This window comes from Streptomyces sp. NPDC054770, from assembly GCF_053611985.1.
This window is the reverse complement of the sequence record NZ_JBSHBL010000046.1, coordinates 1-18,045: the sequence shown is the minus strand read 5'-3', so window position 1 is coordinate 18,045 and position 18,045 is coordinate 1. Positions and strand designations below refer to the sequence as shown.

The window sequence follows — 18,045 nt, the reverse complement described above, 5'->3', positions numbered from 1 at the left end:
CGGACGCTCAGGCGGCGGTGCCGAGGGGGTTGAGGATGGCCATGCGCCAGGTGCCGTCCTGACCACGACGGGCGACGTTGGCAGTGGTGCCGGTGGCCTTCTTCCGGTTGCCGTCGGGACCGGTGATCTCGAGGGTCCACTCCTCGCTGATGAACGCGATGTCGTCGCCGGCCACGATGCGCGACGGGCCGTTGGACAGCTGGGCGTTGCCGGCGATCGACCCGGCCGTGTAGTCGCGCAGCGCCTGACCTGTGACGGTCTCACCGGTGACGGTACGCATGACGGCACCGGGCGCGAGCAGGCTCAGGACCTCGTCAAGATTCCCGGAGTTCATGGCCTTCTCGAAGGCCGGGGGGAGCTGCGCCGGGTCGGTGATGGGAGTCGGCATGGTCGTTCCTTTCAGAATGGGATGGGGAGGCGTGGGGCCGTCAGGCATACCGGCGAAGGAAGCCGGTCAACGCCGGGTTGACCTGGTCGGGATGTGTGAGGTTCGGCGTGTGTCCGGCCCCGGTCACGGTGACCAGCTCCTGGGCACCGGGGATCTTCCCGGCCAGTGCCTGGCCCAACGGGTACGGGATCGGCTGGTCCGCGTCGCCATGGACGACCAGGGCGGGCACCGTGATCTCACCGAGCCGGTCGGTGATGTCGTCGGCCCCCATCAGTACCTGCACCGCGTCGGCGAGCCGTTCACGCGGCTGCGCCCTCCACTTCGCCAGCCACTGGTCGTGGATCGCGGGCCGGCCCAGCAGCATCCCCAGCAGTACCGGGGCCACTGCCTCCGGACCCGCGCCGCGGAATCCCTCCGACACACCACGCATCTGCTCCAGTGCCTCGAGCGGCCAGGAGACCGAGGTCGTGTCGATCAGCACCAGGGCCTTGACCCGCTCAGGCGCCAGCAAAGCGGCCCGCATCGACAGAAAGCCGCCCTGCGAATGCCCCACCAGCGTCGCCTGCGGCACGCCCAGGTGATCCAGCAGTCCGATCAAGTCGGCGGCCGAGTCCCAGTAGGTGTAGGTCTTGCCGTCGTCCTCGGTCCGGCCATGCAGCCGCTCGTCCCACACGACGACCCGGAAGTCACCGGCCAGGACCTGGATCTGATGCACCCACATGTCACGGTCCATGACGTTGCCGTGGCTGAAGACCACGACCGGGCCCTCACCACCGCTGTCCTCGAAGTAGAGGCGGGCACCGTTGACGTCTGCGTACGGCATGGTTGTTTTCTCCATTCCTCCCGGCCTCACCAGGCAGTCAGAGGCTTGACCGGGCGCGGATTACGCGCTGACTGCGTGCTTAAACAATGCGCGATGCGTGCTGCGCAGGCGAGGTATGCAAGAGACGCGCCATGGTCGAAAATGGACTCACCGATCCGCTCAAGGCGTGCGCCTCGGAGAGCCCGGGCGCGGCGCAGTCTCCGCCCCACGGCCCAGATGCCGCTGGCTGTCCGAGCGGTCGGGGCTGTCAGCGACTGTCCGAGCGGTCGGGGCTGTCAGCGCTGCGTGGCGCGGAACGCCCCGGGAGTGGCACCCACCGTCCGCTCGAAGAACTTCCCGAAGTTGGTGGGCTCCGTGAAGCCCAGCATGCGCCCGACGGACGCGACAGGAAGGCCGGTATGCACCAGCAGCCGCTTGGCCTCCAGGGCGACACGGTCGTCGATGAGATCCTTCGCGGTACGGCCGGTAGCGGCCAGACAGGCTCGCGTAAGCGTCCGCGGCGCGTAACCGAGGTGCGCGGCGTACTCGGCAGCACGGCGCCTCGTGGCGAACGCGCGCTCCAGCTCGCCGCGGAAGACCCGGAACACCTCGCCTCCCGCCGCGGGATTCCATTCACCGGGATGCGGCAGCCGGGCCATGCGTACCAGCAGCGCGGCAAGAAGCTGCCGCAGCAGTTCCACGGTGAGTTCCGCCTGTGAAGCGTCCCGCTCGGGCAGCGTGGCGTATTCGGCCGCTATCTCGGCCACCGCCACCGACATGGCCCGGTACTCCCCCGCGGACAGTGCGAAAGCGGCAGGACTGAGCCCCTCGTCGATGACGGCTGCGCTGGCAGGCACCGGCGTTGGAAAGGCAGGCGTGAACACCACCAAGGTCGCGTCGAGATCCGCAATGCCCCCTTGCGGATCCGCGGGGAAACGCTGCACCTGACCAGGACGCAGATGCAGCAGAGTCCCCGGAGCGCACGGGTAGGCCACAAAGTCGATCAACGCGGTGCCCTCGCCGCGGGTGACCAGGGTCAGCTGATGGAAGTCCGGACGACTGGGCGCCGTCGCGACAGACGGCAGCAGCCGCTCACGCAGCGTCGCGAAGGACAAGACCTCCAGCCCCAGCCGGGGCTGATCCGGGTTGTAATAGCTGACGTCGACAACATCCGGGCCTCCCATACCAGCCATCCACCCATGATCGCAGTTGTGGCTGACCACAGACGCTCAAAGGCCCGTGACGCGGTGCCGGGCCGACACAGGCGCGGAGCCAGGCACACGGGATGCCCGGCTCCGCGTCTTCTGCGTGACGGCTGCCCGCCGGCAAGCGGCCACGGAACCCGGCCGCAGCCGCCGCGCACCGCCGTCAGTCCGGGCGCACCGGGGCGGCGACCAGCTCGTCCAGCCCGGGGAACGGATTGTCCGGCCGGTGCTTGCGATACACGATGTCGACGAACGACACCGGCGCCCACTTCGACGGCTGCTCGTCGATCTGATGGACCAGCTGCGCATGGATCTTGTTCCGCAGATCCAGATACGGAAACGCCGCGTGCGCCGCGTCCAGTACCGCCCGGTCCACCTCATCGACGCCGAAAGCGAACATGTCGGCACCGATACCGAAATGCGCGAGCGCGCCGACCAGATGCTTGTGGGGCGCGATCCCCGGCGAGGTGTGCAGCGCCACCGCATCCCAGATCCGGTCGGCGGCGACATCGGACAGCCCGTGCTCCCGGGCGAATCGAGCGGCCCGGAACGCACCGTCCACCTCGAACCGGTTCGGCCCCTGCCCCGCGTCGGTCAGACCGATGTCGTGCAGCACCGTGGCGAGAAAGAGCGTCTCGTCGTCGTAGTCCACCCCCGCGACCAGGTTCCTGGCGGTGGCGATGCTGCGCGCATAGAAGTAGCTGCGGACAGTGTGGTTGAGCAGCCAATCCGGAGAGTGCTCGGCAGTGAAGGCAACGGCGGCCTCCGTGGCCGCCGTACGCGGCCACCCTCCGATTTCCTCCGGCAGATTGTCGAGCACGCTCACTGGACCTCAGCCTCCAGTGCCAGGTGCTCGGCCATGACCCCCTCGGCCGGGCGCAGCTCACCCACGACGTTGGTCTGCTCGAAGTAGGTGTACCAGCCGGAGCTCTCGACACCGTTCAGGAACACGTCGGCCACTTCCCTCGAAGGGGCCTGCCAGACCGCGAACCACTCATAGGACGCGGAGTGCGCGGCCGGTTCCACCCTGCCCCAGCCGAGCGTCACGAATCCGATGTCCGCGAGCTGCTTCATGGCTTCCTGAATCCCTGTGAACAGGTCGTTCCGCGTCTTTTCGGCGGCTGCGAAGAACGCGGGCTTCGGTGTCCACGTCTCGACGACTACGTACATATTGCACATCTCCTGACCAATCGCATCGGCGTGATGCGACCAGCCTAGGAAGGCCGCGATCACCGTACGATGGCCAGATGGCCATTAATCCCAAAGATCCGGCCAAGGTCGCGGTGGTGGTGCAGCCCGGCTACGTGCTGTTGGACGTAGCCGTTCCTCAGCAGGTGTTCGGCCGCTGGCCGGACTGGGTGACCGCCTGCTGGCCCGGCGGCGCCCCCTACGAGCTGACCTTGGTGAGTGCGGTTCCCGCGGAGAACCCGCTGGTGCCCCGCGAGGTCGAGCCGCTCGACCGGCTGGACACGGCGGACACCGTGATCGTCGCCGGAGTGCAGGACCCCACCGGCTCTCCGGACGCCGAGCTGGTCGAACGGCTGCGTGACGCGTACGACCGGGGCAGCCGGATGGTGTCGATCTGTACGGGCGCCTTCGCCCTGGCGGCGGCCGGGATCCTGGACGGCCGCAGCGCCACCACCCACTGGCGCTGGGCCGGCCTGCTACGAGACCGCCACCCGTCGGTCGAGGTCCGCGAAGCGGAGCTCTACGTCGAGGACACCGGCGTCTTCACCTCCGCGGGTGTCCTCGCCGGAACCGACCTGTGCCTGCATCTCCTGCGGCTCGACCATGGTCAGGCCGCCGCGAACACGATGGCCCGCTTCCTGGTCAGCCCGCCCCACCGCGAAGGAGGACAGGCCCAGTTCATCGAGCACATCCCGCCCGACGGTGACTCCGAGATCACCGACTTGATCGCCTGGATCCTGGAACACCTCGACGAGCCGCTCACCCTGGAGTCGGTCGGCCGGCACAGCCACATCAGCACACGAACCCTGCGCCGCAGATTCCGGGCCGTGACCGGAACGAGCGTCATGAACTGGGTGGCCATGCAACGCGTAGCCCGCGCGCGCGAACTCCTCGAGACCACTCGGCTCGGCATCGACGACATCGCCCACCGATGCGGCTTCGGCTCCGCGGAGTCACTGCGCATCCACTTCACCGCGACGACCAGGACCAGCCCATCGAACTACCGCCGCACCTTCGCTTCCTGATGCTGTTGCCCGACAGCCTTCGGCAGACCGCACAGAGCCGAGGTGCGCGATCATGCCCGTTCGAACCGGACAAGCCACGAGTCTTCTCGACGCCCTGCCGTGAGGCGATCTTCCCGGGCCGCGCGCGGTCCGGCCTTCGCCGTCAGGCGGCCTGGTGCTGGAAGGTGCGGCGATAGGCCGTGGGGGTGTTGCCGACGGTGTCGCGGAAGCGGGCGCGCATGTTGGCACCACTGCCGAGTCCGCACCGGACGGCGATCTGCTCCACCTGGAGGTCGGTGGCCTCCAGGAGTTCGCGCGCGCGGTTGATGCGGGCGGTCAGGAGCCACTGGTGGGGGCTGACGCCGGTTTCCTGGCGCCACAGGCGGGTCAGGGTGCGCGGAGAAACGCCGGCATGGTCGGCGAGGTGGGGGATGGTGAGGTCTTCTTCGAGGCGGAGCAGGGCCCATTCACGAGTGTCGGCGAGCGTGGTGGCCTGGGGGGTGGGGAGGGTCCTGTTGATGTACTGGGCCTGTCCGCCGTCGCGGTGCGGGGCGGCGACGATGTCCCTGGCGATGTCGTTCGCGACGGCCGCGCCGAGGTCTTTGCGGACCAGGTGCAGACACAGGTCGATGCCGGCGGTGAAGCCCGCGGAGGTCAGGATGGTGTCGTTGTCGATGTAGAGGACGTTGCGGTCGACGCGCAGCCGGGGGTAGAGCTCTTCGAGGTCATCCGCCTTGGCCCAGTGGGTGGTGACGGTGCGGCCGTCGAGGAGTCCGGCCGAGGCGACGGCGAAGGCGCCGGTGCAGATGGAAGCGATGCGTATCCCGGCGCGGCCGGCGAGCTTGAGAGCGGCCCTCACCCGTGGACGCGGAGGGCGCCGGAAGTCCTCGAAGCCCGGGACGATGATCGTGTCCGCTTCGGCGAGCGCCTCGAGACCCGCGGTCAGCCCGAGGGTGAAACCGGAGCTCGTGGTCACGGCCTCCTCGGTGTCGCCGCACACGGTCAGCTCGTAGGGGGTGTTCGGACGGGCGTTGAAGATCTGCGTGGGGATCCCCAGATCCATGGGCAGCACGCCGTCGACCGCCAGGACCATGACCCGGTGCTTGTTCATGGCCGCAATATTACGTCCAGCACCGGAGTCGCAGGGAGAGCCAGGGAGCCGTCGCGCCTCGCCCCAATAATGCTCCCAGGGCAAATCCCCTGATCAAGTCGCTGGCCGTGTGACCGGAAAGCAAGGGCTCACCTGCGCGACCTGGCCCGAAAGATGCGCATGCTGGCAGATGAGCCGTGTCCTGGAAGGGGTGTTCCGGAGCAGGATCGAAGAGCGAGCACGGGGCGGCCGACTCCACACACCGGTGGAGTGGTCCGAGAGCCCCGGCCGTGGACGAGGAGCCGGCGATGACTTCGCAGAGTGTGGTGGGCCGCTTCTTCGACGTGCGGGGCGGCCAGGTGTACGCCCACGTCCGCGAGGGTGACGGCCCGGCGCTGGTCTTCCTGCACTACTGGGGAGGCTCACGGCGCACCTGGATCCCGGTGCTGCAACGGCTGGATCCCCGGCAGGGCTTCGTGGCCTACGACCAGCGTGGATGGGGCGACTCCACGAGCGTGCCGGGACCTTATGACCTGGAGCAGCTCGCCGACGACACGCAGCGGGTCGTCGACGCGCTCGGACACTCCGACTACGTGCTGGTCGGGCATTCCATGGGCGGCAAGGTCGCTCAGATGGTGGCCGCACGCAAGCCCGCCGGTCTGAGGGGAGTCGTGCTCGTGGCGCCCGCGCCGCCCGCGCCGATCGGGGTGACCGAGCAGGTGCAGGAGACGTTTTCCCACGCCTACGACAGCGAGGAGGCGGTTCTTCAGAGCATCGACCTGATGCTGACCCGCGGCGGGCTGACTCCCGAGCTGCGTCGGCAGGTGGTCGAGGACAGTCTGCGCGGCGGCGACGAGGCCCGTCTCGAGTGGCCGCGCCAGGGCCTGGTCCAGGACGTGTCGGCCGGCCTCTCGGCCATCGAGGTGCCGGTGCTGGTTCTCGCGGGCAGCCACGACCAGGTCGACCCGCCGACCGTGCTCGCCGACCACCTGCTGCCGCTGATCCCGACCGCCACGCTGACCGTCCTGAAGGACACCGGCCACCTCTCGCCCCTCGAGGTGCCCGACCAGGTGGCCGCGCGCATCGACGCGTTCGTCGCCCAGCTGTAAGCGCAGCACTCCAGCCGCACCCCCATACCCGGCACGCGTGCGCGTGCCGCCCGGCCACCGTGCCGATCCGCCCCGGACCGGGGCCCGAAAGAAGGAGACACCTCATGACCACCGACGCACACCTGTCCGTCTTCGAGCAGCTCGACCTCCCCGACACGAGCCTCACCCGGGACACATTCGCCTTCGCGGCACAGGCCACGCCTGCCTTCATCCACGATCACTGCGTCCGCAGCTACGTGTTCGCCCGCGCCCATGCCCAGAACAAGGGGCTACGCGCCGGTACCGACTACGACGACGAGCTGCTGTTCGTCGCCTGCGTCCTGCACGACCTGGGACTGAGCGAGGAGGGCAGCAACGGCGACCAGCGTTTCGAGGTCGACGGCGCCGACCTCGCCGCGGCGTTCCTCCGCGAGCGCGGAGTCGAGGAAGAGCGCATCGCCGTCGCCTGGGACGCCATCGCCCTGCACACCTCGGACGGCATCGCGTCACGGAAGGGCACGGAGGTGGCACTGGCCCAGGCGGGTATCGCCACCGACATCCTCGGAATCCAGCGTGAGAGCCTTCCGGCCGGCCTCGCCGACGAAGTGCACGCCCTGCTGCCGCGCCGGGACCTGGCCCACGGGTTCAGCGACCTCATCATCACCCAGGGCGTGGCCAAGCCCCAGAAGGCGTCCCCGACGACCTTCATCGGTGACCTGGTGCGTCGCCACCTGCCCTACGGCGCCTATCCCACCTGGTACGACCTGATCGACGCGGCCGGCTGGGGCGACAAGCCGGTCGGCGTCACCGCCCGGCGCCGTGCCGAGACGCCCCAGCAGGTGGGGACCTTGTACATGGAGTACCTGGAGGCCGGCGACGTCGAGGGGCTGGTGTCGCTCTACGAGCCGAACGCCCACTTCGTCCCCGCTCCCGGGACCCACCTGGTGGGCACGGACGCCATCCGCACGGCCATGCAGCAGATGGTCGACAGCGGTGCCCACCTCAAGCTCGAACCGCGAGAGATCCGACAGGTCGACGACGTCGCCCTGGTGTCGAACATCGCCACCCTCACCGGGGTCGGGCCGGAGCCGGTGGTCTCCACCACCACCGAGATCCTCCGGCGCCAGCCGGGGGGCGGCTGGGTTCACGTCGTGGACGACCCGTTCTTCAGCTGATCGCGTCGGGCGGCCTGGACACGGAAGCACAGGCCGCCCGCCCCTCCCAGGGCTTGCCGGGCCTGCGAGCTACGGGAACTCGCATCGGTAGGTCGAGGCCAACTCGGCGGCGCGACGGCGACGTTCGGCGAGCTCGTCCTGGCCGGCGGGGTGCACATGCACAGCATGCGGGCCGGTGCACCTGACCCGTTGCGGAAGTTGTGCGGCGCGTTGGCCGGGATGTTGATCGTGGACCCGGCCCGCACGGTGTGCTTCTCGCCGCGGAAGGTGAGCCCGACCTCGCCTTCGAGGATGGTGAACATCTCCTCGAAGTCGTGCCGGTGCGACGGCGGGCCGCCGCCGTCGGGGACGTGCATGTCGATCAGGCAGTACCGGCCGTTGGTCTGCTCGCCGGTGACCAGCATGGCGTACGTGTCGCCCACCAGCGAGATGTACGTCGTGCTCCGGGCCGCGCTCACGCCCGCGTGCTGGACGTCACCGACACCGATGCCATCGAGCCGACCGGCGCAGCGATCGAGGGCACCGTGGGCCCCATCGACGTACTCGTCAACAACGCCGGTTACGGCGTCGAGGGCACCTTCGAGGAAACCCCGCCCGACACCTTCCGCCACCAGTTCGACGTCAACGTCTTCGGTGTCATCGCGGTCACCCAAGCCGTTCTGCCCCGCATGCGTGAGCGCCGTGCCGGGAACATCCTGTTCGTGACCTCCATGGGCGGTCTGCGCGCGTTCTCCGGGCTGGCCGCCTATCACGGCTCAAAGTTCGCCGTCGAGGGCATTGCGGCCACGCTCGCTTCAGACGTCGCGCCATTCGGCATTCACGTCGCGGCGTTCGAGCCCGGCTCCTTCCGCACCGACTGGGCCGGCCGCTCCATGCACCGCGTAGAAAGCACCATCGCCGACTACGACCCGGTCTTCGCCCCGGTCCGCGAACGCCGCCTCGACATGCGCGGTCTGCGGCTCGGCGATCCCGCCCGAGCCGCATCACGCTGCTCGGGGACGCCGTCCACGCGATGAGCCCAGCGGGCGGGATCGGCGCGAACACCGCCCTGCGCGACGCCGGCCTGCTCGCCGCCGCGCTGGGGGAGGCAGCCCATGGCCGGCCGGTCATCGACGCACTCGCCGACTACGAGTCCGTGATGACCGGATATGGATTCGATGCGGTGCGCACCTCAGCCGACAACGGACGGCGCATGCTCGGCCAGGACCCCTTGCCGGCGTCCTGACAGCATCCGGGTCCAAAGAGGGCGACAGCGCTGGTGACCGGTGCGAACCGGGGGCTCGGACAGGTGGCGGCCCGGCTGCTCCTGCAACACGGCGCGCAGCGCGTCTACGGCGGAGCCCGCGACCCGCGGTCGGTCGTCGAACCCGCCTGGGCCCTGACCAACGGGATCCGCGGCGAACTCCACGACGCCGGCGTCCTCGCCGACGAACGCACCCGACAGGCCAAGGCAGCCCTGGGACTTGCTCCCGGCACAGCAGCTTCCGCCCGGCATCCCTAGGTCGGGGGTACGCGGCCGGGCCCGAGGACCCCGGCTGCGTACCGACCGCGACGGTGGGCGGGTCAGACCACGGCGAGCCGGTCCACCAGCAGCTCCGTCCTCCGCTCGGTGTCCTCCGGCGGCAGTCGCCCCGCCCGGGTCAGGGTCGCCAGCCCGTGCAGGGCCGCCCAGAACACCTCGGTGAAAAGCCCCGGGTGGACGCCGTCCCCGGCGACCTCGCCGAGGTTTTCCAGCAGGGCGGCGAAGGCGTCCTTCAGCGGCTCCGGGGTGTCCTCCTGCGCGAACGCCAGGCCGCCGTCGAGCTGGAACATGGCGTCGTAGACCGCCGGGTTGCGCTCGGCGAAGGCGAGGTAGGCGCGGGCGAGGGCGGTGACCCGGGCGCGCGGACCCTCCGCGACCGAGGCCGCGGCCCGCAGCGCCGCGGCCATCTCGCTGGCGCCCTCGAGGGCGACGGCGCCGATGATCTCGCGCTTGCCGCGGAAGTGACTGTAGAGGACGGGCTGGCTGTACTCGATGCGCTCGGCGAGCCGGCGGGTGGTGACCGCGTCCCAGCCCTGCTGCTCGGCGAGTTCGCGGGCCGTCGCCACGATGAGGCGCTCGCGGTCCGCCCGTTCGCGCTCCTTGCGTTCCTGTACCGACATGATTCGATCCTAGCACCGCTAGACAATCGAGCGGCAGCAGTACTAGCGTTGACTCATCATCTAGCAGCGCTAGATCCTGGAGGGGTCATCATGCTCAACGCACTTGAGGTCTTCACCACCGTGGTCGTCGGCGTGATGGTGGGGGTGGAGTTCTCCGTCGCCTTCGTCATCAACCCGATCCTCAACGGCCTCCCCGGCGACAGCGGCCTGCGCGGCCGCACCCACGGGGCCCGGATGCTCGGCGCCCTGATGCCGTTCTGGTACATCGGCTCGCTCGCCCTGAGCGCGGTCTGGGCCATCGCCGGACGGCATCACCACGGCGCCGGCCTCGTCGTCATCGCCGCCGCGCTGCTGATCCTCAGCGTGATCATGTCGCTCCTGCTGCTCGTCCCGATCAACAACAGGACCAAGACGTGGACCACCGAGAACCTGCCCGAGGACTGGAAGGAGCAGATGAACCGCTGGGACCGCTTCCACTACGTCCGCGTCGCCGTCATCATCGCCGCCTTCACCCTGCTGGCCGCCGCCCTCGCTTGAGCCCGCGAGCCGGCATCGCGCCGGTGGCGCACAGCCCCCACTCCCCGGGCGGCGGCGAGCCACCGAAACCACGGCGACATCAGGAACGGACCACGAACAGGACACCCTGCTTCGCAAGCAGGCGCAAGGTCGCGGCAAGGCTGCGCCCCTGACCGGGTGCTGTTCAAGCCGGCGGTGCGGCCTCTACGGCGATGACGTCGGCCTGCCGCAGGCATGGAGGCAGTTCACCGTCCTCACCCGGGCAACCGCTCCGGCGGCTCACTCGGCGGCCCGCCGCCAGGCCGCTTCGCGCAGCAGCCGCAGGCCGTTGAGGCCGACGATGACCGTGGAGCCCTCGTGGCCCGCGACGCCGAGCGGCAGCGGCAGGGTACCGGCCAGGTCCCAGACCGCCAGGCCGGCGATGAACACCGCGGCGATCACCAGGTTCTGCACCACGAGGGCCCGGGCGTGCCGGGACAAGGAGATCACGGCCGGGACGGTGGCCAGTTCGTCGCGGACGATCACGGCGTCGGCGGTCTCCAGCGCCAGGTCCGAGCCCGCCCGGCCCATGGCGACCCCGGTGTGCGCGGCGGCCAGCGCGGGGGCGTCGTTGACACCGTCGCCGACCACCAGCACCTTGCGGCCCGTCTCCCCCAGTTCCCTGACCGCGCCCGCCTTGTGCTGGGGCAGCAGCCCGGCGCGGACGTCCTCGATGCCGACCTCGGCCGCGAGGCGGGCGGCGGCGCGCGGGTTGTCACCGGTGAGCAGCAGGGGCGCGGTCCCGGTGAGGGCCGTCAGGGCGGAGACGGTCACGGCGGCGTCGGCGCGCGGCCGGTCGGCGATGCCGAGCAGTCCCACAGGCACACCGTCCGCCATGACCAGCACCGCGGTGCGCCCGTCCCCCTCCAACGCACCGGCGAGGGCGAGGGCAGCGGCACGCGCGGACGCGCCGTCCGTCGCGCCGCCGAGGAGCCGCGCCGGAGCCCCGACCGCGACCACCCGCCCGTCGACGGCCGCGGTCACCCCGACCCCGGGTGTCGAGTCGAAGTCCTCCGCCACCGCGACGGCGAGTCCGCGCTCGCGCGCCGCGGCGACCACCGCCCGGGCCAGCGGATGTTCACTCGGGTGCTCGGCCCCGGCCGCCAGCGCCAGCAGCTCCCCCTCGTCCACACCGGATCCGGCCAGCGGCCGTACGTCGGTGACGCGCGGGGTGCCTTCCGTCAGCGTCCCGGTCTTGTCGAGCGCCACCGCGTCGACCTCGCCCAGCCGTTCCATCACCACCGCGGACTTGACCAGCACACCATGACGTCCGGCGTTCGCGATCGCCGACAGGAGCGGCGGCATGGTCGCCAGGACGACCGCGCAGGGCGACGCGACGATCATGAAGGTCATCGCCCTCAGAAGGGAGCCGGTGAGGTCGGCGCCGAGGGCGAGCGGCAGGAGGAACACGGCGAGGGTCGCCGCCACCATGCCCAGCGAGTACCGCTGTTCGATCTTCTCGATGAACAACTGTGTGGGCGCCTTGGTCTCCGACGCCTCCTCCACCATCCGCACGATCCGGGCGATCACCGTGTCGGAGGCGCCGCGCTCGACGCGGACGCGCAGGGCTCCGGTGCCGTTGAGGGTGCCCGCGAAGACCTCGTCGTCCTTCTCCTTGGCCACGGGCAGCGGTTCGCCGGTGATGGTGGCCTGGTCGACCTCGCTCGCCCCGTCGAGCACCCGCCCGTCGGCACCGATGCGCTCACCGGGCCGCACGAGGACCACGTCGCCGACGGACAGTTCCCCGACGGCCACGGCATCCTCGTCACCATCGGCGTCGATACGCGTGGCGGTGGCCGGCGCCAGGTCGAGCAGCCCCCGCACCGAGTCGGCCGTACGCGCGGTGGCCAGCGCCTCCAGCGCCCCTGACGTGGCGAAGATGACGATCAGCAGGGCTCCGTCCGTGAACTGCCCGATCGCCGCCGCCCCGAGCGCGGCGACGACCATCAGCAGGTCAACGTCGAGAGTCCGGTCCCGCAGCGCCCGTACACCCGCCCAGCCCGGCTCCCAGCCGCCGGCCGCGTAGGTGAGCGCGTACAGCGGCCCCCACACCCACGCCGGTGCGCCGGCCGGCCGCAACGGGAGCGCGAGCAGGAACAGCACCGTGGCCGCGGCCGCCCAGCGCGCCTCGGGCAACGCGAAGAGACGGGTGCGCCGCCGGGGCGCGTTGTCGCCACGTGTATCGGTGGTGCGGACGGCGGGCGCCGGAGCGAGAGCGGAGGTCATCGGAGCGGAGATCCTTCACGAAGGCACGACGGGCACGACAGACATGACGGCCAGGACGGCCAGGACGAGATCGCGGGCAGCCCGGGTGGGCGCCGCGCTCCCCACCGTACAGGATCACATGAAGACTCATTCATACGTTCATGGATCGTTCTCCGTAGGATGAAGGGCATGGGCCACCGAGCTGACGCCGCCAAGACCAAAGCCACCGCGCGTGAGCGTCTGGAAACCGTGGGCGCCGCCGACGTGGCCACCACCCTCCAGGCACTGGCCACGCCCTCCCGGCTGCGGATCCTGGCCCGCCTCCAGGAGGGCCCGTGCGCGGCGACGGAACTCGCCGACGCCGTCGGCATGGAGCAGTCCGCCTGCTCCCACCAGCTCCGGCTGCTGCGGAACCTCGGCCTGGTCACCGGCGAGCGCCGGGGCCGCTCGGTCATCTACGCCCTCTACGACGACCATGTCGCCGAACTCCTGGAGCAGGCCCTCTACCACGTCGAGCACCTGCGCCTCGGTCTGCGGGACACCCCGGCCCAGGCGCAGGCGGAGACTCCGGCCGCCGTGACGGCGGGGGCCCGCTGAGCCCGACAGGTCCTCGCCTACCTGAGGCGGCGGGCAGGTCGGGTGGCGTTGTGCAGCAGGTACTCCAGGGGGCCGCGCCGGAACAGGCGGGTCCAGACGACGGCCAGGACCGTCGCCGTCCCGATGAAGCCGAGAAGGACCGGCAGCCCCCCGCGCAGGGATTCGTCCTCGATCGCCGGCACGCGCCAGACGTCGGTGAGGAACCAGAGGGCGACGATGTGCAGGACGTACAGCGTCAGCGCCATCGTGCCGACGGCCGCGACGGGTCCGGCCAGGGCCATGAGGCGCGGCATCCGGTCGGCGACGGTCAGGCAGCCGGCCACCACCGCGAGGGCGACGCCCGTGTTCCCGAGGACGGAGAAGGTCGTCTGGCTGTGCGGCGCCGCCACCAGCAGCCAGGTGAGCGGGGTGCGGCCCTCGGGGTCACCGACGGTGTCGGACCACCAGGCCGACGACGCCGACCCGCCGTCCGTGGCGGCCGCCACGGTGGAGAGGGCGTGCGGCACCAGGCGCAGGGCCAGCCAGGAACCGCCGTAGCCGAGCAGGGCGAGCCCCCCGCCCGCGAGGGCGAGTCGTGACCGTACGCCCGGCCGGGTGAGGTCCAGCCGGGCCACCGCCATACCCGCGACCACGAACGGCATCCAGGTGAGCACCGGGTACTCGCCCGTGAACAGCAGTTCCACCAAGCCGTCCGTGCCGGTCAGGTGGGCAAGCGGATCCCGGGCGATGACGGCGTCCGCCCAGCTCCCTCGCTCGATCGTGCTTCTGATCATGTACAGCAGCTGGGGCATGACCAGCGCACCCGCGGCGGCGATCAGCGCGAGCGTCCCTGCCCGCAACCGGTACAGCGGTAGGACGGCCAGGAAGAGCAGCCCGTAGAAGCTGAGGATCACGGCCACGTCGGTGTCCAGGGCGGTCAGGGCGTAGCCGAGCACCGCCAGGACGACGGCGCGGATCACGATCCGGGCCATGGCCTGACGTCCGGCGCGCCCGGTCCGCGGATGCGGACGACCGGTGATGATGATCAGCGAGAAGCCGGCCAGCAGCGCGAAGAGGGCGGAGCTGCGCCCCCGCGCCGTCTCCAGCAGGAATCCCACCGGGCCTCCCACCGTGACGTCGGGGCCGACGTGCGCGGCGTACATACCGAAGACCGCGAGACCGCGCGCGAGGTCGATGCCGACGAGCCGCCCCGTGGACGGGGTACCGGCCGCGACGGGGGTGGCCGTGTCTGAGGCGACGGATGAGGGCGTGACGGGGGAAGCGGAGGAGCGTGCCCTCGTGCACTCGTCCGACACGTCTGCCGGCACTGCCGACGGTGCGTTCAGCCTCATGTCCTGAGCTTTGACCGACGGGCCGCGCGATCCACCCGGGCGGGTTTCCGGAAACACCCCGCCGACCGGCTGATGTCACCCCCGCCAACCGGCGGGTATCGCAGCCGGCCCGGCGACGGACGGCGCTGCGGTGGTACGGATTCGCTGCTGGGCATGCGACGAGCGGAGCGCACGTGATCCGGGTCCTGGTGGTCGACGACGAAGCCCTGGTCCGCATGGGCTTCTCGCACATCCTCAACGCGGCGGACGGCATCGAGGTCACGGCCGCGGTACCGGGCGGCGAGGCCGTCCGGACGGTGCGGGAGCTGCGCCCCGACGTCGTCCTGCTGGACATCCGGATGCCGGACGTCGACGGGCTCACCGTGCTGGCCGAGCTCCGTCGTATGCCGGACCCTCCGGTGGTGGCCATGCTCACCACCTTCGACACCGACGAATACGTGGCGACCGCCCTGCGCTCGGGTGCCGCGGGATTCCTGCTCAAGGACACCGACCCCGAGGAGCTCCCCCATCTGGTACGAACGCTGGCCGAAGGCAGCCCCGCGCTGTCGTCCAGGATCACCCGCACGGTGGTGGACGGCTACCTCGACGCCGGCGGCCGTGACCCGTCCGCCGTACGCCTCGCCCACCGGCTGACGGAGCGCGAGCATGCCGTCCTCGTGCTGATGGCCGAGGGACTGGCCAACAACGAGATCGGCGAACGGCTCCATCTGAGCACCGGCACCGTCAAGGGCCATGTCAGTGCGGTACTGGGCAAGCTGGAGGTCGGCAGTCGCGTCCAGGCCGCGTTGATCGCCGAGCGCGCGGGCCTGCTGACTTCACCGGACGACGAGGACGCCGGGTGACCACCGCCAGGCCGTCGGCCGTGGTCCTGGACCTCGTGCTCGTCGGAGTCGCGCTGGCGGACACATGGGTGCACGTCGACGGCGGCGAGCAGCCGGCCATGGCGCTGGCGCTGCTCGCCGCCGGAGCGCTCACGCTGCGTCGCCGGCTCCCCTTGACGACCTTCGTCCTCACGCTGCCCGCCGCCCTCGTCTCCGACGCGATGTTCGCCATCACGGTCGCGCTGTACACACTCGCCTCGCTCAGCCGCCACCGCCTCCTGCTGGCCGGCTGCGCGCTGCTCTTCGCCGCCGGCGACTTCCTCCCCTGGCCGTGGTCCTCCCTGAAGGCCGCCCAGGTCTCCGGTGCCGACGGCCTCCTCCATCTCACCTACACACTGGCCACCGCGGCCGCCCCCGTCTTTTTGGGCCAGCTCGTCCAGGCCCGGCGCGACCTGTCCCTCCGGCTCGCCGAGATCTCCGAGGCCCGCGAGTACGAACGTCTGCTGACCGCGCAGAGCGTCCTCGCGAAGGAACGCGCGCAGCTCGCCCGGGAGATGCACGATGTGGTCTCCCATCAGGTCAGCCTCATCGCCGTACAGGCCGGGGCACTCCAAGTGGGCAGCGGCGACGGCGAGACCAGACGGGCCGCGGCCACCATCCGCCAGCTCAGCGTGCAGACCCTCGACGAACTCAGGCACATGGTGAGCGTGCTGCGCGCCTCCGGCAGCAGTCCCACGGAACTCACTCCGCAGCCGTCCCTCGCCGACCTGCAGCGGCTGGTCGACACCAGCTGCATCGAAGCGAGACTCAAGACGGACCTGCCGGAAGACCTGCCGCCCACCATCCAGCGCGCCGTCTACCGCACCGTGCAGGAAGCCCTGACCAACGTTCGCAAACACGCCCCCGGTGCCACAGCCACCATCCACATCCACCTCCGGGGCGGCACCCTCCGCACCATCGTCACCAACACCGCCCCCACCCACCTCCCGCTCGCCCTGCCCAGCGCCCACCACGGTCTCGCCGGTCTGCGTCAGCGCGCGGAACTCCTCGGCGGCACGGTCACATCCGGCCCCACGCCCGACGGCGGCTACGAGCTCCACCTGGATCTGCCCGCCGAGCCGAGCCGTTGAACGAGGCTCCTCCGCGGCTCCGGGGCGGGTTCCGGTGTCCCGGCCGCACTGCGACGCGCCCCGCCGCCCCGGTCGGAGGGCGGGCTTGCCGCGTGATCACCTTGCAGGGAGACTTCTACGGCACTGTAGATCGAAATGCGGAGGGCAGATCTGATGTTCGGCTTGAGTGAGCTGGCCCTGATCCTCGTCGTCGCCGTCGTGGTCCTCGGCATCAAGAAGCTGCCCGAGCTGGCGCGTTCGGCGGGCAAGGCGACCCGGATCTTCAAGAGCGAGGCCAGGGCGCTCCGGGAGCAGGACCCGCCCGGCTCGGACCGCGTGGTCCCGGGCATCGTGGTCGACCGGGACTGAGGCGCGGTGCCTGCGCAGGACGCGCCTCAGTCCTGGTCGACCTCGCGCCCCGCTTTGGCCCAGTTCGTGTGCAGCTGCTCCAGGTACGACCGGACCTGGCTGCCGGGGGTCGCGCCACGGGCGATGGCGAGCATGTTGCCGGGACCCGCGTTGTAGCCCACGGCCAGCAGCTCGCTCTTCGTGTAGGGGGCGGACCAGGTCGCGGGCAGCCGGGCCGCGAGGTCGTGCAGGTACCAGGCTTCGGCCTCGATGGCGAGGTCCCGGTCGTCGGGAAGCTCGTTCCAGCTCCGGCCGGTGAAGTCCCGGCCCTTCTTCACCTCGTCGAAGGTGGCGCGGTGCATGTTCGCGATCCCGAAGGCCGCGTCCGGCTTGATCTTCTGCCAGGCCCTCTCCACGGCCGGGTCATGAGGCTTGTACGCCTCGTTGTAGAGGATCGCCAGCAGCAACTGGGCGCTGACGCCCGTCTGCTGGGCCCGGGCACGGATCCGGGTCACGTAGGCGGCGGGGTCGTACGGCGAGGCCGTCGTCGCCGAAGCGGAAGGACTTGCCGGGCCGGGCGAGGAGGCCCGGGTGGCGGCGCCCGCCGAAGGCGGTGCGGCCCCCTGCGGGGTGGCTGCCGCACGCGCGATGACGTACAGCGCCAGGGCGAGGACGATCACCACGAGCCATCGCCGACGCCTCGGTGTACGGGACTCGGACATGTCTCGCCCCTCTCGCCCCCGGGCCGGTACCGGCACCCCTTGTACAGGAGCGGGGCTAAGACCCCCGTGAGGCACCGCCGGGCCCGGGCCTCACGTCTCGGTGCCGGTCCGAAGCCCGCGCTGAAGCAAAGGAGTTCGCGTGGCCGCAGCACGGCCGGGCGGCCCGGCGGCCGGTCCCGGGGCCGCGGTGGTCTCAGCCACCGGTCCCGTGCAGCCGGTGCACCGACGCGCCGGCCTGGTGCGAACGCGCGGTCAGCTGCCCCACCATCACCCGC

General features: G+C 70.8%; 22 protein-coding genes. 11 read left to right on the top strand and 11 right to left on the bottom strand.

Going from position 1 to position 18,045, the window contains the following annotated elements:
- Positions 1-7 precede the first annotated feature (7 nt).
- The 5 genes from ACWGKQ_RS32645 to ACWGKQ_RS32625 form a co-directional block, all read right to left on the bottom strand.
- Entirely contained in the window at positions 8-388 is a 381-nt protein-coding gene (locus ACWGKQ_RS32645) for a YybH family protein (protein ID WP_351708201.1), read from the bottom strand.
- A 40-nt stretch (positions 389-428) separates the two neighbouring features.
- Entirely contained in the window at positions 429-1,211 is a 783-nt protein-coding gene (locus ACWGKQ_RS32640; protein WP_453295608.1) for an alpha/beta fold hydrolase, read from the bottom strand.
- Between the two features lie 275 nt (positions 1,212-1,486).
- Positions 1,487-2,383 carry an AraC family transcriptional regulator gene (locus tag ACWGKQ_RS32635; protein WP_453295607.1) on the bottom strand — a complete coding sequence of 299 codons (897 nt, stop codon included), beginning with the start codon at positions 2,381-2,383 and terminating at the stop codon, positions 1,487-1,489.
- 175 nt (positions 2,384-2,558) lie between these two features.
- Positions 2,559-3,221, bottom strand: coding sequence for an HD domain-containing protein (locus tag ACWGKQ_RS32630; RefSeq protein WP_453295606.1), 663 nt, complete (start codon positions 3,219-3,221; stop codon positions 2,559-2,561).
- On the bottom strand, positions 3,218-3,565 hold the full coding sequence (locus tag ACWGKQ_RS32625; protein WP_453295679.1) for a DUF6616 family protein: 348 nt from the start codon (positions 3,563-3,565) through the stop codon (positions 3,218-3,220). The genes ACWGKQ_RS32630 and ACWGKQ_RS32625 overlap by 4 nt, the downstream gene beginning before the upstream one ends.
- Positions 3,566-3,642: 77 nt before the next feature.
- Here ACWGKQ_RS32625 and ACWGKQ_RS32620 point away from each other — a divergent pair, with 77 nt between their 5' ends.
- Positions 3,643-4,608, top strand: coding sequence for a GlxA family transcriptional regulator (locus ACWGKQ_RS32620; protein ID WP_453295605.1), 966 nt, complete (start codon positions 3,643-3,645; stop codon positions 4,606-4,608).
- Positions 4,609-4,750: 142 nt separating this feature from the next.
- Here the strand turns inward: ACWGKQ_RS32620 and ACWGKQ_RS32615 are convergent, their stop codons facing one another.
- Complete coding sequence (locus ACWGKQ_RS32615) at positions 4,751-5,698, bottom strand: GlxA family transcriptional regulator (protein WP_453295604.1); 948 nt, start codon at positions 5,696-5,698, stop codon at positions 4,751-4,753.
- Positions 5,699-5,985: 287 nt separating this feature from the next.
- Here ACWGKQ_RS32615 and ACWGKQ_RS32610 point away from each other — a divergent pair, with 287 nt between their 5' ends.
- Together ACWGKQ_RS32610 and ACWGKQ_RS32605 are read left to right on the top strand one after the other, a co-directional pair.
- The gene (locus tag ACWGKQ_RS32610) at positions 5,986-6,786 is read left to right on the top strand and encodes an alpha/beta fold hydrolase (protein ID WP_453295603.1); all 801 of its coding nucleotides are present in this window, start codon (positions 5,986-5,988) and stop codon (positions 6,784-6,786) included.
- 104 nt (positions 6,787-6,890) lie between these two features.
- A complete protein-coding gene (locus ACWGKQ_RS32605; protein WP_453295602.1) occupies positions 6,891-7,940 on the top strand; it encodes a nuclear transport factor 2 family protein in 1,050 nt (349 codons plus the stop codon).
- Here the strand turns inward: ACWGKQ_RS32605 and ACWGKQ_RS32600 are convergent.
- Complete coding sequence (locus tag ACWGKQ_RS32600; protein WP_453295601.1) at positions 7,910-8,398, bottom strand: cupin domain-containing protein; 489 nt, start codon at positions 8,396-8,398, stop codon at positions 7,910-7,912. The genes ACWGKQ_RS32605 and ACWGKQ_RS32600 overlap by 31 nt on opposite strands.
- A 6-nt stretch (positions 8,399-8,404) precedes the next feature.
- On the opposite strand from ACWGKQ_RS32600, the gene ACWGKQ_RS32595 reads away from it, so the two are divergent.
- The 3 genes from ACWGKQ_RS32595 to ACWGKQ_RS32585 are packed head-to-tail and all read left to right on the top strand — an operon-like array spanning position 8,405 to position 9,441.
- On the top strand, positions 8,405-8,956 hold the full coding sequence (locus tag ACWGKQ_RS32595; protein ID WP_453295600.1) for an SDR family NAD(P)-dependent oxidoreductase: 552 nt from the start codon (positions 8,405-8,407) through the stop codon (positions 8,954-8,956).
- On the top strand, positions 8,923-9,165 hold the full coding sequence (locus tag ACWGKQ_RS32590; protein ID WP_453295678.1) for an FAD-dependent monooxygenase: 243 nt from the start codon (positions 8,923-8,925) through the stop codon (positions 9,163-9,165). The genes ACWGKQ_RS32595 and ACWGKQ_RS32590 overlap by 34 nt, the downstream gene beginning before the upstream one ends.
- Before the next feature lie 33 nt (positions 9,166-9,198).
- A complete protein-coding gene (locus ACWGKQ_RS32585; protein ID WP_453295599.1) occupies positions 9,199-9,441 on the top strand; it encodes a hypothetical protein in 243 nt (80 codons plus the stop codon).
- Positions 9,442-9,503: 62 nt separating this feature from the next.
- On the opposite strand, the gene ACWGKQ_RS32580 is transcribed toward ACWGKQ_RS32585, so the two are convergent.
- Positions 9,504-10,082: a TetR/AcrR family transcriptional regulator gene (locus tag ACWGKQ_RS32580; protein ID WP_453295598.1), complete on the bottom strand. Its 579-nt coding sequence runs from the start codon at positions 10,080-10,082 to the stop codon at positions 9,504-9,506.
- 90 nt (positions 10,083-10,172) lie between these two features.
- Here ACWGKQ_RS32580 and ACWGKQ_RS32575 point away from each other — a divergent pair, with 90 nt between their 5' ends.
- Positions 10,173-10,619 (top strand): anthrone oxygenase family protein, encoded by a 447-nt coding sequence (locus ACWGKQ_RS32575; protein WP_453295597.1) that lies wholly within the window; start codon positions 10,173-10,175, stop codon positions 10,617-10,619.
- 258 nt (positions 10,620-10,877) lie between these two features.
- Here ACWGKQ_RS32575 and ACWGKQ_RS32570 read toward each other — a convergent pair whose 3' ends face one another.
- Positions 10,878-12,863 carry a heavy metal translocating P-type ATPase gene (locus ACWGKQ_RS32570; RefSeq protein WP_453295596.1) on the bottom strand — a complete coding sequence of 662 codons (1,986 nt, stop codon included), beginning with the start codon at positions 12,861-12,863 and terminating at the stop codon, positions 10,878-10,880.
- Between the two features lie 168 nt (positions 12,864-13,031).
- Here ACWGKQ_RS32570 and ACWGKQ_RS32565 point away from each other — a divergent pair, with 168 nt between their 5' ends.
- Positions 13,032-13,439: an ArsR/SmtB family transcription factor gene (locus tag ACWGKQ_RS32565; RefSeq protein ID WP_453295595.1), complete on the top strand. Its 408-nt coding sequence runs from the start codon at positions 13,032-13,034 to the stop codon at positions 13,437-13,439.
- Positions 13,440-13,456: 17 nt separating this feature from the next.
- Here the strand turns inward: ACWGKQ_RS32565 and ACWGKQ_RS32560 are convergent, their stop codons facing one another.
- The gene (locus tag ACWGKQ_RS32560; protein ID WP_453295594.1) at positions 13,457-14,770 is read right to left on the bottom strand and encodes a DUF418 domain-containing protein; all 1,314 of its coding nucleotides are present in this window, start codon (positions 14,768-14,770) and stop codon (positions 13,457-13,459) included.
- 173 nt (positions 14,771-14,943) lie between these two features.
- On the opposite strand from ACWGKQ_RS32560, the gene ACWGKQ_RS32555 reads away from it, so the two are divergent.
- The 3 genes from ACWGKQ_RS32555 to ACWGKQ_RS32545 all read left to right on the top strand — a co-directional run bounded on the left by ACWGKQ_RS32555 (position 14,944) and on the right by ACWGKQ_RS32545 (position 17,069).
- Complete coding sequence (locus tag ACWGKQ_RS32555; protein ID WP_453295593.1) at positions 14,944-15,612, top strand: response regulator; 669 nt, start codon at positions 14,944-14,946, stop codon at positions 15,610-15,612.
- Positions 15,609-16,721 (top strand): sensor histidine kinase, encoded by a 1,113-nt coding sequence (locus ACWGKQ_RS32550; RefSeq protein ID WP_453295592.1) that lies wholly within the window; start codon positions 15,609-15,611, stop codon positions 16,719-16,721. The genes ACWGKQ_RS32555 and ACWGKQ_RS32550 overlap by 4 nt, the downstream gene beginning before the upstream one ends.
- Positions 16,722-16,874: 153 nt before the next feature.
- The gene (locus ACWGKQ_RS32545; protein ID WP_453295591.1) at positions 16,875-17,069 is read left to right on the top strand and encodes a twin-arginine translocase TatA/TatE family subunit; all 195 of its coding nucleotides are present in this window, start codon (positions 16,875-16,877) and stop codon (positions 17,067-17,069) included.
- A 26-nt stretch (positions 17,070-17,095) separates the two neighbouring features.
- On the opposite strand, the gene ACWGKQ_RS32540 is transcribed toward ACWGKQ_RS32545, so the two are convergent.
- Positions 17,096-17,770, bottom strand: a complete 675-nt coding sequence (locus ACWGKQ_RS32540; protein WP_453295590.1) for a transglycosylase SLT domain-containing protein — start codon at positions 17,768-17,770, stop codon at positions 17,096-17,098.
- Positions 17,771-18,045 lie beyond the last annotated feature (275 nt).